At 59.4% G+C, this 16,436-nt stretch carries 15 protein-coding genes and 1 pseudogene; 8 read left to right on the forward strand and 8 right to left on the reverse strand.

Annotated features, from left to right (window positions below):
• Nucleotides 1-62 precede the first annotated feature (62 nt).
• From EC86_RS0123205 to EC86_RS0123220, 4 genes are all read right to left on the reverse strand, one after another.
• Entirely contained in the window at nt 63-647 is a 585-nt protein-coding gene (locus EC86_RS0123205) for a retropepsin-like aspartic protease family protein (RefSeq protein WP_051676304.1), read from the reverse strand.
• A gap of 44 nt (nt 648-691) precedes the next feature.
• Nucleotides 692-2,038: a restriction endonuclease subunit S gene (locus tag EC86_RS0123210; RefSeq protein WP_029528201.1), complete on the reverse strand. Its 1,347-nt coding sequence runs from the start codon at nt 2,036-2,038 to the stop codon at nt 692-694.
• Nucleotides 2,035-2,937 (reverse strand): Abi family protein, encoded by a 903-nt coding sequence (locus EC86_RS0123215; protein ID WP_029528202.1) that lies wholly within the window; start codon nt 2,935-2,937, stop codon nt 2,035-2,037. The genes EC86_RS0123210 and EC86_RS0123215 overlap by 4 nt, the downstream gene beginning before the upstream one ends.
• 130 nt (nt 2,938-3,067) lie before the next feature.
• A complete protein-coding gene (locus tag EC86_RS0123220) occupies nt 3,068-4,816 on the reverse strand; it encodes a type I restriction-modification system subunit M (RefSeq protein ID WP_029528203.1) in 1,749 nt (582 codons plus the stop codon).
• 127 nt (nt 4,817-4,943) lie between these two features.
• On the opposite strand from EC86_RS0123220, the gene xseA reads away from it, so the two are divergent.
• On the forward strand, nt 4,944-6,773 hold the full coding sequence (gene xseA / locus EC86_RS0123225) for an exodeoxyribonuclease VII large subunit (protein ID WP_084181718.1): 1,830 nt from the start codon (nt 4,944-4,946) through the stop codon (nt 6,771-6,773).
• Nucleotides 6,688-6,963, forward strand: a complete 276-nt coding sequence (gene xseB, locus EC86_RS0123230) for an exodeoxyribonuclease VII small subunit (RefSeq protein ID WP_029528205.1) — start codon at nt 6,688-6,690, stop codon at nt 6,961-6,963. Before xseA ends, xseB begins: the two co-directional genes overlap by 86 nt.
• Nucleotides 6,964-7,034: 71 nt before the next feature.
• Here the strand turns inward: xseB and EC86_RS0123235 are convergent, their stop codons facing one another.
• Both EC86_RS0123235 and EC86_RS0123240 read right to left on the reverse strand, forming a co-directional pair.
• On the reverse strand, nt 7,035-7,442 hold the full coding sequence (locus EC86_RS0123235) for a single-stranded DNA-binding protein (protein WP_029528206.1): 408 nt from the start codon (nt 7,440-7,442) through the stop codon (nt 7,035-7,037).
• Nucleotides 7,443-7,559: 117 nt separating this feature from the next.
• Nucleotides 7,560-7,937: a TfoX/Sxy family protein gene (locus EC86_RS0123240; protein WP_036773980.1), complete on the reverse strand. Its 378-nt coding sequence runs from the start codon at nt 7,935-7,937 to the stop codon at nt 7,560-7,562.
• 420 nt (nt 7,938-8,357) lie between these two features.
• On the opposite strand from EC86_RS0123240, the gene EC86_RS0123245 reads away from it, so the two are divergent.
• From EC86_RS0123245 to EC86_RS0123255, 3 genes are read left to right on the forward strand one after another with little or no spacing between them, the layout of a single operon-like run.
• Nucleotides 8,358-9,566, forward strand: coding sequence for an ABC-three component system protein (locus EC86_RS0123245; protein WP_029528208.1), 1,209 nt, complete (start codon nt 8,358-8,360; stop codon nt 9,564-9,566).
• A gap of 2 nt (nt 9,567-9,568) precedes the next feature.
• Nucleotides 9,569-10,063, forward strand: a complete 495-nt coding sequence (locus tag EC86_RS0123250; RefSeq protein ID WP_029528209.1) for a three component ABC system middle component — start codon at nt 9,569-9,571, stop codon at nt 10,061-10,063.
• Nucleotides 10,063-12,057, forward strand: a complete 1,995-nt coding sequence (locus EC86_RS0123255; RefSeq protein WP_029528210.1) for a DUF3732 domain-containing protein — start codon at nt 10,063-10,065, stop codon at nt 12,055-12,057. Before EC86_RS0123250 ends, EC86_RS0123255 begins: the two co-directional genes overlap by 1 nt.
• A gap of 854 nt (nt 12,058-12,911) precedes the next feature.
• Here the strand turns inward: EC86_RS0123255 and EC86_RS0123260 are convergent.
• A complete protein-coding gene (locus EC86_RS0123260; RefSeq protein WP_232230026.1) occupies nt 12,912-13,475 on the reverse strand; it encodes a hypothetical protein in 564 nt (187 codons plus the stop codon).
• Nucleotides 13,476-13,659: 184 nt separating this feature from the next.
• Here EC86_RS0123260 and EC86_RS0123265 point away from each other — a divergent pair, with 184 nt between their 5' ends.
• The 3 genes and pseudogenes from EC86_RS0123265 to EC86_RS0123275 form a co-directional block, all read left to right on the forward strand.
• The gene (locus tag EC86_RS0123265) at nt 13,660-13,866 is read left to right on the forward strand and encodes a dodecin (RefSeq protein WP_029528212.1); all 207 of its coding nucleotides are present in this window, start codon (nt 13,660-13,662) and stop codon (nt 13,864-13,866) included.
• 42 nt (nt 13,867-13,908) lie between these two features.
• Nucleotides 13,909-14,427 (forward strand): universal stress protein, encoded by a 519-nt coding sequence (locus EC86_RS0123270; protein ID WP_084181719.1) that lies wholly within the window; start codon nt 13,909-13,911, stop codon nt 14,425-14,427.
• A gap of 664 nt (nt 14,428-15,091) precedes the next feature.
• Nucleotides 15,092-15,523: pseudogene (locus EC86_RS0123275) on the forward strand (barstar family protein); the annotation flags it as partial.
• A gap of 356 nt (nt 15,524-15,879) precedes the next feature.
• Here EC86_RS0123275 and EC86_RS0123280 read toward each other — a convergent pair.
• Nucleotides 15,880-16,239 carry a thioredoxin family protein gene (locus EC86_RS0123280; RefSeq protein WP_029528215.1) on the reverse strand — a complete coding sequence of 120 codons (360 nt, stop codon included), beginning with the start codon at nt 16,237-16,239 and terminating at the stop codon, nt 15,880-15,882.
• Nucleotides 16,240-16,436: the final 197 nt, after the last annotated feature.

Raw genomic sequence — 16,436 nt, forward strand, 5'->3', positions numbered from 1 at the left:
CTTTCTTTGTTACTCGTTCTTGCCTTAACAGCCGCTGGGCATACCAACGGCGGGCCGACGGGCTACCGTGGCCGCAAAATCATCTGATTCTTCTGCAGCACCACATCGAACTTCGACAGGAAGCTCTGCCCGAGCAGCGCGGCGTCCTCGTCCTGGCCTTCCAGCCCGACGCCCAACCGGACGCGGCTCACCGCCATCGGGCCGACCGACACCGCCACCCCGGACACGATGCTGCCACTGAGGTCACCATTGGCCGTTTTGAAGACGGTAGGCTCGCCTCTGGGAAGCGACGCCTTGCGGGCGAACTGGTGGCTGACCGTAACCAGCGAGGCGCCGGTGTCCACCAGGAAGTTGACCGGCTGGCCGTTGACCTGGCCCTGGGCGTAAAAGTGACCGTCCCTTGCCCGGGGGATGACCAGATCGCCATTGCTCGATACCACCGCCTGCTTGGGCTTGAGGTAATGGTTCATGGCGAAGTAGAGGCTCCCCATGACCACCGCCCAGAACACGATGATCCCGAAGGGCGCCATCTTCAGGCCCCGGCTCAGTCCTGACGGCTTGCCCGTGGCCCGGAATGGCTGGGCATTTTGTTTTCTGGCGCGCTCCTTCTGGAGGTCACGGTACCAGTCGCGGTCTTGCATGCCCATGGGTGGTCCTGTGCGCGTTGGTTATCTGCGGGTTGAGGGGGCAGTCATGCCGATGCCACCGCGCTGCGCACGTCGATCTGGCCGGTGACGGCGGCGGAGATCAGTGCGGTGCGGCGCTCTTGTAGCAGGTCGATGGCTCTCTGGGCTTCGGCGGTGAGGTCGTCAAATTTTCTCGCTTGGTCTGCCACATATTCCAAAATTTGTAGCTGCTCAGTGTCTGGAGGGATTGGCACAGGAACCCTGCCAAGGGTCTGCATGTTCAGTCCGTCCATTGTTGTTCCTCGTGACTCCAACGCGAGATGTTCTTGATGTTGCCGCGACATCAAGACGCGCTGAAGGTATCTGGGTTGGATAAGTGGACCGCATCGATATCTGACAAGTCGCGGGTTGATTATTCCTGGCGCGATGCTCGTTGGCACAACTGCCACTTGACCAATGGTTCCCATCACGCTGACCAAGAGGTCGTCTGGAAAAACCTTATACCGGTGCATCTCTTTATATTTTTCTGCCGAAATAAAGTAGTCACCGATACTGAAATCATCCGGGATTACTTGCTGTTGCCCATAAACGCGATAGCCGGACGCGGAATACATTCCCTTGGTCAAGGATGCCCCATAAGGGCCAGCCACGCCTTCAACAACGAGCTGCTTTAGTCGAATCACCTCCCAATGCGCCGGCACCTCCCCTAGCCACTCGATGCCAGACTGCTTCATGGGGGCGTCGGGGTTCAGCCCCCGGGTGACGGCGTGAGAGATGACGGCCTGGCGCTTTTCCTTCAGCAGCGCCATCAGCCGCCGCTGCTCGGCCACCAGCCCATCAATCTTCGCTGTTTCGCAGTCTAGGAAGGCGGCGATTTGAGTTTGTTCGGCAATATCAGGTAACGGCATCACCGTTTCGGCAAGGTAGGTGTGTTCGATGCTTTCGACCGTGGCACCTTGCTTTGCCCAGGCGAGCAAGAGTTGGTCGTTGTGGCCTTGGACCCAGCGGAGAAAGAAACGACCTACACATTTTCTGGCGTCGAAGTTCAGCGCCTTCATATCTTGGTTCAATACGACCTCAACCTCATTGATCGCCACTGGAATTGTGTGCTTGAGGATGCCGGAACGAACGACCATCAACACGCGACCAAGCGGAAGCAAATTGGACGCACTGCTTTTTAGACCTTCATTCGTGATCGACTCTTCCGCGCCGACGATGCGCTCGACTTTCATGTCTTTTGGAGAGACCCAAGGAATGTCGCCATTCCAATAAGCCAGATTCTCGCGGCTTGGTGTCCCGCCACCGGAGAACGAAGCAATACTCTTGAGTTTTGGAAGTGACCAATGCTCCGGCACTTGCCCCAGCCATTCCACGCCGCTGTCTTTGTAAGTCGGGTAACGCGCAAAACTCATGGCCGAGCCTCCTGCCAGATGACCCGAGTGTCCCAGCCCGCAGGAAATCCCATCGCGACGGTGTTGATGGTGTGGTGATGAATCAACTGCTTGAGCCTTTGCCGCCAGTGATGGCCTGGCGCGATGATGTCCATGAAATGGAGCAGCATGACCAGTGTGTTGTAGAGCTTGCGCGAACCGCTCACAAACTCACTCGCCAGGTGGGCAGGCTTGCTGCGCGGCAGTTCAGCGGTGATGGTGAAATCCCGATTCCACAAGCGGCTGTGGTGGGCGCAGGTGTTGCGGATGAAAGTCAGGTGGTGCAGCCAGGATTCGAGCACGCGCTCATCCAGGCCATACACACCGGCCACGGCTCGGCGGGTCGCGCCAGGCTTGAGGTTGCCGTACCAGCGCGACAGCAGGCCCAGCGACATAACCTCGCAGACCGCCCAGATCGGGGGCAGTGCCTCGGCGTAGGTTTGCATCAGGTGCGAAATGAATGCCTCGTCTGAGCGCCGCACTTCAGTCGCCAACTTGTCCAGGTTAGTCTGCCAGTGGCCCGGTTTGCGGGCCAGGCTGGCGTCGAGGTGGCTGTGGGGGCCGTGGGCGTGGGCCATCTGATGCGCCCATTGGGCGCGAGCGGAAACCTCGAAACGCTCAATCGCGTCGAGCACCAAGAGGCGCAGCTCCCGGTCAAAAATGTACAGGTCCAGCGCATCCTCAAAGCGCGCGCCGCTGCGAAACCGGTGCGTCGCGTGATCGGCTTCCAGCGGCAGCCAGTAGGCGCCGAGCCGGTAGTAGTTGATGTGCTGGAGGTAATGCGCTGCCGCCACAGGGTCGGCAATGACCAATCCACGCGCCTGAAGCTGGGCAATTTGCTCTGCGTAGGTGGTGGCAGGCTTGTTGAAAGGGCGCTTCATGTTGAGCACCCCACAAAGAAGTAACCCGCCAGTTTGAGGATACGCTTGCGCGCATAGCCTTGGCGGGTTTTGTTGCCCGCGATTCTAGCACTTTGCTTGATTTTTCGTAAATGCGCCGATGTATTTTTCGTCATGCCGTCAGCCCGCCAATCATGGACAGGATGCGGTCGGTCACGCCCTTGAGCTCGGCGTCGATCTCGGCCAGCGGGCGCGGCGGCTTGAAGACGTAGAAGTGGCGGTTGAAAGGAATTTCGTATCCCACCTTGGTTTTCTCGGCATCAATCCAGGCATCGGGTGCATGGGGCAGCACCTCGCGCTTGAAGTAGGCGGCGATGTCTTCGCTCAGCGGCACGTTCTCGGTGTCGCGCAGGCTGGAATCCGCCATCGGCTTGCCCTTGGCTTTGCCTTTGCTGCCGAGCACGACCTGGCCGGCAGCATCGCGCTCCGGGCGCTCGACGGTGATGGTGCGGTAGCCGAAGTCCTTGTTGTTGAAGATGCGGCTGATTGGAACACCGTCCCGGTTCAGCTCTTCAAAGCTGCCGAACAGGCGCGTGATGTCCTCGATGTGCGCCGGGCTGAGCTCTTTGCGCTTGGAGCCCAGGGACTTGCGCATCTTTTGCCAGAAGCTGCTCGCATCGATCAGCTGGACCTTGCCCTTGCGCGCTACCGGTTTTCGGTTGCTGACGATCCAGACGTAGGTCGAGATGCCGGTGTTGTAGAACATGTCGGTCGGCAGCGCGATGATCGCCTCCACCAGGTCGTTTTCCAGCACATAGCGGCGAATCTCGCTCTCGCCCGAACCGGCGCCGCCCGTGAACAGCGGCGAGCCGTTGAGTACGATGCCAAACCGGCTGCCGCCATCGACCGCCGGGCGCATCTTGGCAATCAGGTGCAGCAAGAACAATAAAGAGCCGTCGCTCACGCGCGGCAAGCCCGGGCCGAAACGCCCGTTGAAGCCATGCTGCTCGGCTTCCTTGCGGATGTCCTTCTCGATCTTCTTCCACTCCACGCCAAACGGCGGGTTGGACAAGCTGTAGTCGAACACCTTGCCGCCCAGGCCGTCGTTGGACAGGGTGTTGCCCAAAATGATGTTGGCAATGTCCTGGCCCTTGATCAGCATGTCGGCCTTGCAGATCGCATAGGACTCGGGGTTGAGCTCCTGGCCGTACATTACCAGGCGCGCGTCGGGGTTCAGGCCCGCCAAGTGCTCACCAGCAACACTGAGCATGCCGCCGGTGCCCGCCGTGGGGTCGTACAGCGACCGCACCACGCCGGGCTTGGTCAGCGCCTGGTCGTCCTCGATGAACAGCAGGTTGACCATCAGGCGGATCACCTCACGCGGGGTGAAATGCTCGCCAGCGGTCTCGTTCGACAGTTCGGCGAACTTGCGGATCAGCTCCTCGAACACGGCGCCCATGTCGGCGTTGCTGACGGCGTCCGGGTGCAGGTCGATGGTGGCGAACTTCTCGGTGACCATGTAGAGCAGGCCGGCTTTGCTCAGCTTGTCGATCTGGGTGTGGAATTCAAAACTCTCGAAGATGTCGCGCACGGCCGGGCTGAACGCCTGCAGGTAGGCGCGCAGGTTCTCGCCAATGTGGTCCTGGTCGCCCATGAGCTTTTTCAGGTCGAGCGGTGAGGTGTTGTAGAAGAACTGGCCGGACTTGCGCAGCAGGAAGGGCTCGGGGTTCAGGCCGGCCGCTTCCCGGGTGGCTTTCTCGGCCAGCATGGCGGCCTTGGTTGATTCGAGCACGCAGTCCAGTCGGCGCAGCACGGTGAACGGGAGGATGACCTTGCCGTAGTCGGATGGCCGGTAGTCGCCGCGCAGCAGGTCGGCGACGGACCAGATGAAGGAAGAGAGATTGGGATTCGGGGTGGCCATGCAACGAGTGTATCGGCCGTGATACATGACGAGGCAATGAGTGGTCGACCACGCATGCTGCGGCTTTTCTGGGTTTGTGGACGTGGCCAATAGCTGGGCCGTGCCCCGTCTCCTGCAAAATCGCCCGATGGCCAATACCTTCCTGACCGTTCCCTTCAAGGACAAAGACGCCGCCAAGGGCCTGGGCGCCCGGTGGGACGCTGCGCAGCGCCAATGGTTTGTGCCCGATGGCCGGGAACTGGCGCCTTTTGCCGTGTGGCTGCCGGCCGGTCCGGTTCCGGTGTCGACCTCACGAGATGTTCTCTCCATAGTGAACGAGCCTGCGGCGCTTGCGGCACCCAGCCAGAAGGGCGTTTCCCTGTCCAGCCTGCTGGGCGATGTATCCCGGGCCGTGGCGCAGGCCTGTAAAGCCGGGGTCTGGACCCTTGTCGAGGTCGTGGAACTTCGGGCCAACGGGGGCCATGTCTACCTCGAAGTGTCCGAGCGCGACGCCCACGGGGCGGTGCTGGCCAAGGCCCGTGCCGTCATCTGGCAGTCCACGGCCAGCGCCATCCTGCCTGCGTTTGAACGGGCGACCGGCGCCCAGTTGGCCCCGGGTATCAAGCTCCTGGTGCGGGTCCGGCCGGTTTTCAAGGCCCAGTACGGGTTCAGCCTGGACATCGATGCGATTGACCCGGCCTACACCCTGGGCGAGCTCGAGGCGCGCAAGCGAGAAATTCGGGCGCGGCTTCAGGCCGAGGGGGTGTTTGCCGCCAACAAGCAGTTGCCGCCTCCCTGGGACTTCCATGCCGTCCTGGTGGTCGCGCCCACGGGCGGGGCCGGGCTGGGAGACTTCCAGGCTGAGGCCGACCGGCTGCAATCGCATGGCATTTGCTGCTTCACGTATGCCTTGAGCCGTTTTCAGGGGGAGGGTGCCCCGGCGGAAATACGCCATGCCTTGCAGGCCGCCTTGGGACAGGGAACTGGAATTGGCGCAACCCCGTTCGATGCGGTGGCTATCATCCGCGGCGGCGGCGCTGTCAATGATTTGGCTTGGCTCAATGACTATGGCCTGGCGCGCCTCATCTGCGACCTGCCCATTCCCGTGATGACCGGCATCGGCCACGAGCGCGACAGCACGTTGCTCGACGAAGTGGCCCATACCCGGTACGACACCCCCAGCAAGGTGATTGCCGGCATCGAGCAGCGCATCCATCAGCGGGTGGGCGAAGTCAAGGCAAACTTCGCGCAGGTATCAAATCTCGCGGCCCGGGCCAGCCAGGCGGCCAAAGACCAGGCCGGCAAGTTTGAGATGACGGTGCGGCTTGAGGCCTTGCGGCATCTGGCCCAGGGCAAGCAGGGCGCTTCCGGGCATCTGGCGGCCATTCGCATGGATGCCATGCAGGGCGTGCGCAAAGCAGCCGAGCAATCGCGGGATGCCTTGCAGGCCGTCAAAATGGCAGTCGCGTCGCAGCTGGCTGACGCCAGGGGTGACGTCCCGGCACTGTGGAGCCAGATAGCCATGGGCAGCGCGCACGCCCTTCGAACGGCTGCTAAAGAAAACGCTGCGCTGAAGGACACTGTTTTGGAGCGCGCCCGGCAGGAGGCGTCGCGCGCCAGGCAATCCAGTGGTGACGCGCTGGACACCATCTCGGATTCGGCCCGGCGGCTGGTTTGCAGCGCTGCGGCCGACTTCCAGGCCTTGCTGCGGGAAATCACCGGGCAGGGCCCGGAAAAGACACTGCAGCGCGGCTTTGCCATCGTGCGAAGTCAAAGCGGCAAGCCGCTGACCCGGGTGTCGCAGGCCATGGACGGCGCAGCCATTGAAATTGAGTTCCAGGATGGCCGGGTTGCGGCCACCACAAAAAAAACATCTTTGAGGAAAAAGCCCCATGGCGAGCGAAACATTCAAACAAGCCTACGGCGTGCTGCAGCAGCATGCCCAGACACTGCGCGATCAGCGCGAGCCCAACATTGACGACCTGCTGACCATCGTAACGGAATCAGTGCAGGCGTACAAGGTGTGCCAGGAGCGAATCGAAGCGGTCGAAAAAGCGCTGGAAAAGGCCTTGGGCGACACGCAGGCGGTACCCAGTAACAACCCGCCTGCGGTCAAGATCCCGGCACCTGCCGCCGCGCTAGACGACCCGGACGATATTCCGTTTTGAGGAAACCAAAACGCTGAACTGAGATCCAGGTGCCTTCCAGTACAAGGCCAGCACAAGGCCAGCAGCGTCTGTCAAAAGTCCAGTGGCGCGCCATCGTCGAGGTCATCGTGTCGGCTGGCCGGGTCGGCGTGCCGCAGTTGGTTCTGGTCGTGCCGAATAGGCTCGGCCGCCTTGCGCTTGCGGGCCACATGGTAGGCGGTCAGCACCTGGCTGGCCACCAGGTCCAGTGCCGGCCGGACAACGCCCTCGCGGTCGGTCCACGCCTTGGGGGTCAAGCTGCCGGCGAGCGACACGGCGTCGCCGCTCTCCAATCCCAGGAGGGCCGCGCAGGCCGATTCGCTGAAGGCAATGACGTTCACGAATACATCGGCGTCGCCCGCATGCACGCGCACCTTGGCCGTCACGAACGGCTTGCCGGTCTTGGCCATCTTTTCAGAAGGCGAGCCCAGCAGCTTGCCGGAGATCAAGGCCTCAATCATGGGGAGCTCCAGAGGTGAAGATGCCGCAGGGGCGAATGCTTTGTTCAGTGTATTGCCAGCGGTGCCCGCTTGTCGTTATTGCGCGGTGTGACCCCGAATGTCATTCCACCCTGACGGTTACTTTTTCTTCCCTGGCCTGGCTTGTTTTGCTTGCCGGGCTGCTTGTGCCGCCTGCAACGCGAGAAGCGCCCAATGCGCCATCTCGCGGGCCGACTCCATGGCCTCAACAGGCGCGCTGTAGAAGCCCAAGCTTCGGGCCTTGCCTTTGGCCTGGTAGGTGAAACGTTCACATCCTGCGGCTTCAAACAAGGCGCGGGTATCCGGGCCGGCCTTGAGCCACAGCGTCGGGCCCCGGCCGAGGTCGGCCACCAATGCCAGCGTGAGCCCGCCGGTGCTGATGCCGTGGCCACCAAACATGCGCCGCGCCGTGCATGGACCGGCTGCGGACAGCAGTTCACAGCAGTATTGGGCAAACTCGTCAGGGTGTGCGATCACAGCAAAAGTTTAGCCGTTCAACGGCGGGCGCTTCTTATTTAGCCTGCCGACAGTCTCCTTCAACTGATTGTGTTGAAAAACTCCTCAGCAGAGTTCTTGCGCACTTTTGTTGGGGTACTTTGATCCTTGCTCGCAATGCGATCGGCGATCCTGGGGCGAATTGAAAAGGTCAGTTCGCCACTTTTGAGAGCTATGGCCAGAAATCCGAGTTTTTAACACAATCGACTGAAAGCGGACACCCCCTACCGAACGTCGATGCAGGGTTCATCGAAACGATAGCGCCAATAACAAAGTGGTGTGTTAAGTAGCAACGTCTTTTCGCCCTGCATCTGGGCTAGTCGAGCTGGTGATGAAGACTCGTTGCATCAATCTCATCGCCGCACCTGTAAGAGGATGTTGCTATTATCTCCGGGAGGCAACATGAAAACATCAACGGGCAGAGTCACCTTTCCAAGAAAACGCAAGACCGAGGTCCCGGGCCAGGCACTGGGCATTGGACTTCAGTACACCCGGCTATTGCAGATCTTGTTACAGGCTGATCCTGGCATTGCCTGCAGCATGGAGTACCTGGACGACGTCGCAGAGGAAAGCGCCCTAGGCATCAAGCTCGGTCAAAGCAAGAGCGCGCTCACGGCCAATCCAGTGGCGAATCGGGCCAAGTCTCTGTGGAAGACCTTATCGAACTGGGTTACTTTGGCAACGGAGGGCGGATGCGATCCGGATCGCACTGTCTTTGAGATGTATGTGTCGCGCCCTGTTTCAGGGTTGCTGGTCGATGCCTTTTCTGTCTCCATCACGCTGGACGCTGCGCAGCTCGCCCTCCAGTTGGCCCGCAGCACACTGTGGGGCGAGGAACCAGAGCATGCCAAGCGCAACGAGGTAGCAGCCGAAATCGCGCCCTATGTCGACAGAGTCTTCACAGCCGACCCAGCTCTGGTGGTGCGGGTCATCAAAAACTTCAGGCTCACTTGCGGCTCGGGTAACCCTCAGGCCGACGTCGAAGCCATCCTTAAGACGCATCCGATCGCGCAAAGCAAGGTTCGCGACATCGCCGACCACATGAGCGGCGTCGTCAAGCGTCGCGTCGACGAGTTCTTGGAAGCGGGCAAGCCTGCCATTATCAAGAGTGACGAGTTCCATACTTGGTACACCGCTTACGTGCAAAAGGTCGACCGAGACATGGTACTTCGAAGTCATGCCAAGCGACCCAGCGACGAGGAGGCCGAAGGCCATCTGCCCAGAGTATTTGTGCAGCAACTCGACCTGATCGGTTTGCCGTTCGAAGACAAGCTCGAGGCGGTGGGCGACTACCTGATGGCGGCTGCTGACCGCACAGAGTGGGCCGCCAGCGGGGATGTGGACGCAACCTCGTTCGATGAACTCAACATCAGACTCAAGCGCACTTGGAAAAACAAACGGCTTGCTTGCAAAGTGGCGTATGGCGGAAAAGCCTTTGATGAGCAGGGTCTAGCCTTGTACGCCGACTGCATGGCCGTGAACGTCGCCGTGCAGCAAAAGGAGACGCCTGACCACTTCATCCCGGGCTGCTTGCACCGGTTGGCTGATGATCTGTCGATTGGTTGGCATCCCGAGTTTGCAGGGCAGCTAAAGCCCAAAAAGGCGGCCTGAAGATGCTGGCAAGGGAGGCCCAGAACGTACAGAACCCCGCGCTGGGCGCAGCCATCCTTTGGCGCTTCTGCTGCTCCTATACGACAAATCATCCGATGAACGATGCGCCTGCGTTGCCCATGTTGTTCGTAATTCTGCCAATCGTGCTGCATCAAGCCACCGCCGAGCTGTTGCGCCGCACTCGGCCTGGTTCGGGGCTGCGGGCCTTCGCGGCCAAGTTTGGCGACGTCGCGGTCGCCAAGCAGGACCTGCTGCTGCAGATACATGACCGGTCGCTGCGCTGGCGTACGCTGACGATGCAGTCGATCGAATTAGCTGCAGCCGGAAGTCTGATCCATCTGACCGAGTCCGGTAAGGTGATGCCCCTGTCCAAAACTAAGGCGCGCGGCTTGCCCGATGAAGTGAAGCAATTAATGAGCGATGCAGAAAAGCTCGGCGCCTGGTGTGGCCAGCTGACCTTGCACGAAATAACAACAACACTGAAGGTGAGGCTCTGATGTTCTTCCAGATCCGCGCGATCCTGCTCTGGCCTCGGAATCCTGCGTTCAAACCTCGACGATTGCGTTTTGAGCTGGGCAAGGTCAACGTAATCAGTGGCGCCTCGCGCACCGGCAAGTCAGCGGTTATCCCCATCATTGATTACTGCCTGGGCGCCAGCACTTGCTCGATCCCCGTCAACACCATCCGCAAGCATTGCGAGTGGTTCGGTGTGATCGTCGCGACTGATCAAGGGGACAAGCTGCTGGCCCGGCGCGAGCCCGGCGCACAGCGCAACACCGACGACATGTTCTTGATGGAAGCCGACACCATCGTCGACATTCCCCAGCGCATCGTTAAGAATACTAATGCCGACGCGGTGAAGCGGCTGCTCGACGACCTCGCTGCACTGTCCAAGCTGGATTTCACAGGGGGCGAGGAATCGACGGGCTTCGACGGCCGACCCAGTTTCCGAGATTTGGCGGCCTTCACGTTCCAGCCGCAGAACATCGTTGCCAACCCCGACGTATTGTTCTTCAAGACAAACACCTATGAACACCGGGAGAAGCTGCGCAAGATCTTCCCATATGTGCTGGGTGCCGTGACGCCGGGTCTCATGGCCAAGCAGTTCGAGCTGCAGCGCACAAAATCGGAACTGCGACGGAAGGAGCGAGAACTTAAGGAAGCCCAGGAAGTATCGGGACGCTGGCTAGCGGACCTTACCGCCAAGTTCAGCCAGGCGCAGGAGTTGGGCTTGACACCCAAGCCCGAGCAACCACCCAAACGGTGGCAAATGATTGAGTTACTGGAAGATGTTGTCGCACGGACGGACCTAACAATCACGGTCAGCACGGCGACCATCTCGCAAGCGTTGAGCGAGCTCACTGACCTGGAGCGCGAGGAGCGCGAGGTGTCACGCGAGTTGACCACGTTGCGGCACCGGCTAGAAGAAATGAACCGCATGCGCGTGGGCGGCGATCAATACGATGCGGCCATAAGCCTGCAGCGCGGCCGCCTCCAGCTATCCAGCTGGCTGGTCCGCCATACCGACGGCGACGCCGACTGCCCCATGTGCGGCAGCCATACGGCATCGGCACGCAGCAAACTTGAAGTGCTGTCCGCCCGGTTGCTGGAAGTCGAAGCCGAAGCGGGTGTGGATAAGGAGGTGCCGGCAGCGTTTGATCGCGAACTTCAGCGCGTTATGACTGAGGTCGGGGTGACAACGGAGCGCCTTCGCTCAGTCCAGATCCGTAAGCGGGCGCTATCGGGCCGCTCGAAGGAAGCCAGTGAGCGGCAGTTTGGGGCCAAGAAGGCGGAGCGCTTCGTCGGGAATCTTGAAGCTGCGCTGGACCTGCACCGTCGTCTAGGCAGCGACAGCGGATTAGTTGATGAGGTGGGTAAGCTGCGCGAGAGGGTGCAAGGGCTCGAGGCTGAATTGCGGACACAGGATGTAGATTCTCGCAAACGTCGCGCGTTAGATGCCGTTAACAGCTACGCCGGAAGGCTGTTGCCCTTACTGGATGTGGAGAACCCAGACGATCCCATTTCGCTGGAGATTAGCGACCTTACGATCAAAGTCCGCGGCGCTGACCGCGACGACTACCTGTCAGAGATCGGCAGCGGGTCTAACTGGCTTTCTTACCACTTGGCCATGCTGTTAGCACTGCATCAGTTCTATCTATCCCAGCCGAACAGCCCCGTGCCTGGCTTTTTAGTGGTGGATCAGCCCAGCCAAGTCTACTTTCCCAAGAACGCCGTGCGACGTCCGGACGAGGAAGAGCAGGAATTGCGTTTGCGTGACGAGGACATTGATGCTGTGCAAAAGGCGTTCGAGGTCCTAGGCAAGGTGGTGCTACAAGCCAAAGGCAAGCTTCAGGTTATCGTACTGGATCACGCGTCGCGCGACCTTTGGGGCAACATACCCGGAGTCGTCGGCCTGAAAGAATGGCGCGATGGCATCAAACTCGTACCAATGAAGTGGTTACAAGGTGATGGTGACGAGATAATTGCATAGTGGCGGACCAGGCGTCGGCTGAATTCGCGGCAATTTTGACTGCGGCTCCACAGCACCTTTCGCTTCCGCTGCATAGGAGTCATTTACGTACAGAGACAAAGCTTTTCAATCCCAGCGCCTTGGGCTTTTACAAAAAAGAGTTTTGTTTTTTGCGGAGGGCGCTGGAACGCCAAGGCAGACATAAATTGGTAACAAACTTAACATAATCCGTATCGTGGAATATGTTCGCTACATGTACCGGTGCTTTTATGATTTATGTTAAGTAATTTGTCCCCTCCTGGTTGTATTTTGACCGATTGATTTTCCATTCGGCCCGTGCAATCTCTGCCGCATTGAATTCGCCGCCTGTATTTTTTTACTTTCGTGGCTGCGCTGCTTGCGCTGGCGCTTCACCATAACAATTAAGACATCATGAAATGGCTGCACTAAACCATTAGCGCGGCGCGTGGTGTTTGAGGCATACACAGTCATTGTTTTTTTGTTGACGATTTACGACCCATGTACAAACACCTTTTTGTGACCGTTGACGGCTTCGAGCTTTCCTACTTTGCGAGAGATGGCCGCATGAGACGCAAATAAAGTGTTGGCAACGCCCAAGCACTTACGCTGGAGAACAAGGTGGCAACGTGCAAATCCACAGTCGCTGCTTGGCAGGCGCAAAAGCTGCCCGGCACGGCATGACCACTTGGCAGTGATATAGCTGTCACATTGCGATGCGCTACCTTCAAGAAAAAACCCGGCGCATGGGCCGGGTCAAACATTTCAATTTTCTACCAATCGGAGTTGGCGAAAACCGCTCGGGGCCCTGTCAACCTCAACGGAGCAGTCAGGCTGATAGCCAGGGAGGTTCCTGCTTACGCGGCGCGCAGTTTCTTGACAGCAGCCGCGCCATCATTGACCGCAGTTTCCATGGAACTTTCCATTTTGGAAGCCGCTTCCTTAAAGCCGTTGGCAATGCCGGCAAAGGCTTCAGAAGCCGGAAAACTGTTTTCCAGCGAAGCCACGGTGCCTTTGAATTGCGCCACGCTCAGGGCGACCGCGTCCATGATGTTCTTTGAAAACATTGCTGTGAGGCTTTCAGCAAAAGCGCCCATGGCATTGAACGCTGCCTGGGGCTCCTTGATGTCTTTGAGCACTTCAAACGTTTGGGCCAGAGCCGCCTGCGATGCCTGCGCTTGTTCCTGAACCAGGTCGCCCCAGGCCTTCAAATTGTCCATGATCGGTTGGAAAGCTTCTTGGGCGGCGGCCGGGGTGAATTTTTCGGCGCTCGACTTCAGGGCTTTTTCAGCGGATTCGTACGATTTATGGGTCGGCATGAGATGTCCTTGAAAATGTTGCAGTGCAGCAATTATGGAGCATAAGCTGTCCGGTGTGTGGATTAATTGCGAATTGAGCGATAGGGATGGGCATGCCCTCAAATGGGGGACGGGTGTGCGCAGGGAAACTGGGTGCGAACAACATTGATGGCAATTGCGCTGCCCTGCCCGGCCCGGGAATATGAAGGCTGTCAGGCGGATCGCTTTCGTGGCTTGGTGGTTTCATTTCATCGCAAAGCGCGTAAGATTTCGCAGCACAGGCCGATCCACTCTGGGAGCAAATGCGATGAGCCAACATGTCTACAAGCAGCTCGAACTGACCGGCTCGTCCAGCGTCAGCATTGAAGAGGCCGTGCGCGTGGCCATCGCCAAGGCGCATGAAACCGTGCGAGGCATCCAGTGGTTCAGCATCACCGAAACCCGGGGCCATGTGGAGGACGGCCGGGTGGCGCACTGGCAGGTGTCGCTCAAGATCGGATTCACACTGGAGTAGCCGCCCTTCGTTAAAACTTTGCAAGTTGTCAAGGGCAGCGCCATGTACAAACGAATCTTGCTGGCCTACGACGGTTCGGCTTCCGGGCAGCAGGCCTTGCTCGACTGCCATGAAATTGCGCAGTGGAGCCACGCCGAACTCATGCTGATTGCTGTAATGCCGCTTCCCCTGGCCTCCGTCGGGACGGAAGGCCTCGTCTATATCGGAGCAGTGCAGGAAAGCGAGAAAGCGCGCTACCAAACCATCCTCGAGACAGGGGTGCGAAAGCTGGCCGATGCCGGCCTGCGCGTGCGCGGCGAGGTGGTGGTCGGGGATGCGGTGTATGAAATTGCCGACTGTGCCCGCAGGATCGAGGTCGATCTGATTATGGTGGGTCACCAGCATTTGACCAGCTGGACCGCTCGGTGGTGGCGCAGCTCGGTCTCTAAGGCCTTGATCGAGCAGGCCCCTTGCAGCGTGCTGGTGGTAATTACGCACTTAAAGGGCCCGGCACGGCCCATGGCGTCGAGGGTGTCAAGCCGCTTGCCTCCAAAACGTCAAGGCGATCCGCACTCATCCTGAGCGCGCGGCCTTGACATGCCGGCTAGGTCAAGTGCCTGATTCGAGGTGCACAAGCCCGCTTGCCTGCGCCAGCCAAGCGGGCCGGCTGTCTTCCTAAACGCGTGGCAATCAGCAATAGCTTCACCCGCAGCGCTGCTTAAAATAGAGGCAGCCTTGGGAAAGCCGCGCCCTGTCTGGCTTTGGAGGGCTTTGCAGCACCTCTTCAACAAAGTTATCCACAACAAGCGCGAACAACTTCGACAACTCAAAACCCAAGCTCGTTAGGTTCAATCCGGGGCAGGCTCGCCCTTCCTACGGCCCGCGGCTTGCGTAAAACCCCTGTATCGGGCAAACTAACCGTCAGCAGTAAGGAAAGCCCTATTTTTTCGTCTGGTCCATTATGCAGGCCCCTGGGCTGCAAAGTGCGCGCAACTGCTCGGGCCTATACCTTGTATCCTGCCGCTTTAGAGGCATCGGGTTGTTCTTCTCGATACCATTTCCTGACGATTCGGTGTGCAGTGCCCACGCCCTGGCCTGGCAAGACCCCGCCAGCTAAATGATGGCAAGCACAACCCGTTGGTTGACTTTGAATTCTTTCCATGTTGACTCCCTCTTTTTCTGGCTTCGATCTTTCCTGCCAATCCATTGGCACTCGCTCGATCATCAACCCTTGTTACCTGCCCTTATGTTGACCAACAAACCCAGTGACCCAAGACCCGAGACCGACCTTCCCTTGAAAGGCGTGCGTCCCAACATCGTGCAGGGCATACGCGCTTGGAGCCGGCAGGAGTTGCAAGCAGCAGCAGTAGATCTGGGTCATACTTTTTTGTATGCCGACCTGGGCAACGCCACCTGCAAGCAGGACACCCTGGATCTGCTCGCTGCGCAGTGCGCCCTGCCGGGGCCGTCCGCCAAGAGCCTGGAGGCGCTGGCCAGGGGACTGACCGAGGACATGCCCAAACTGCCGACACCCCTGGGCTTTGTCGTGGTGATCGAACAGCTCCCGGCGCATGCCAAGTTTGACAAGGAAGCGCGCGAGCAGCTCCTGGACATTTTTCGCGATGCCGCCGACTACTGGGCAGAACGCAAGCTTCCCTTCCGGTGTTTCTACACCTTTGCCGTCGCCCGCAAACCGGCCCCTGCTCCACCAGGCCAAAAAAGCCTTCCCAAACCGATCCTTATGGAGGGCGATGAGCCCATGCCGACGGACAAGCTGTGCGACGTCTCGCCGCTGGCGCTGCGCATGAGCAGCCCGTTCAATGCGCATTACTGGCGCTTGGCAGCGTAAACGAGAAAAATAGCTTTTAGATCCCGAGGGCAATATTGCACCAGGACCCATGCTGCTTCACAGGCAGCAGCGTTTCGCTTCGGGGATGGAACGGGTTTCTCCCCAGCGCCGGGTTTGTGCGCCGCGCGTGCTTGGGGTTTAGAGCTCAGTTGCCAGGGCAGCGGCAACTGAGCCCTGGCTCAGCTTCACTGGGCAGGATCAATCGGATCAATCGGATCAATGGGATCAATGGCGGCAAGCGCCTGCGCCACGGCATGCCCGTCTGTTGGCCGCACCAAGCGGGCCACTTCATTTCCATTGGCCAGGAAAATCAGGGTTGGCCACAGCTTGACCTGGAACGACCGGCCCAGCGCCCGGCCGTGGCCATCCTCGACCTTGAGGTGCTGGACCGCAGGGTGGGCAGCCAAGGCTTTGGAAATGATGGGCGCACTGGCCAGGCAGTGGCCGCACCAATCGGTGCCGAACTCCAGCAGCGCCGTCCCGCGCAAAGCATCGATCGCGCCCCGTGAGGGCGCATCGCTGGCATAGCCAAAAGAAGAAGTCATGATGGGAGATCCTTCAGTAAAACAAAGTCAGGCGATCCAAACACGCTACTTGCCTGGTGTCACAAATCAATGGCTCGCACATTTTGCTCTGACCGTTTTTCGCTGAGTGGGCCTCAGTGTTGAATGGATCTTGCCTATCCGGTTGATTGCCAATCATGCTGTTGGGTGAATCCACTCACCGCTGTAGAGTGTCTCGT

Origin of the sequence: Polaromonas glacialis, from assembly GCF_000709345.1 — a bacterium.
GTDB classification, from domain to species: domain Bacteria; phylum Pseudomonadota; class Gammaproteobacteria; order Burkholderiales; family Burkholderiaceae_C; genus Polaromonas; species Polaromonas glacialis.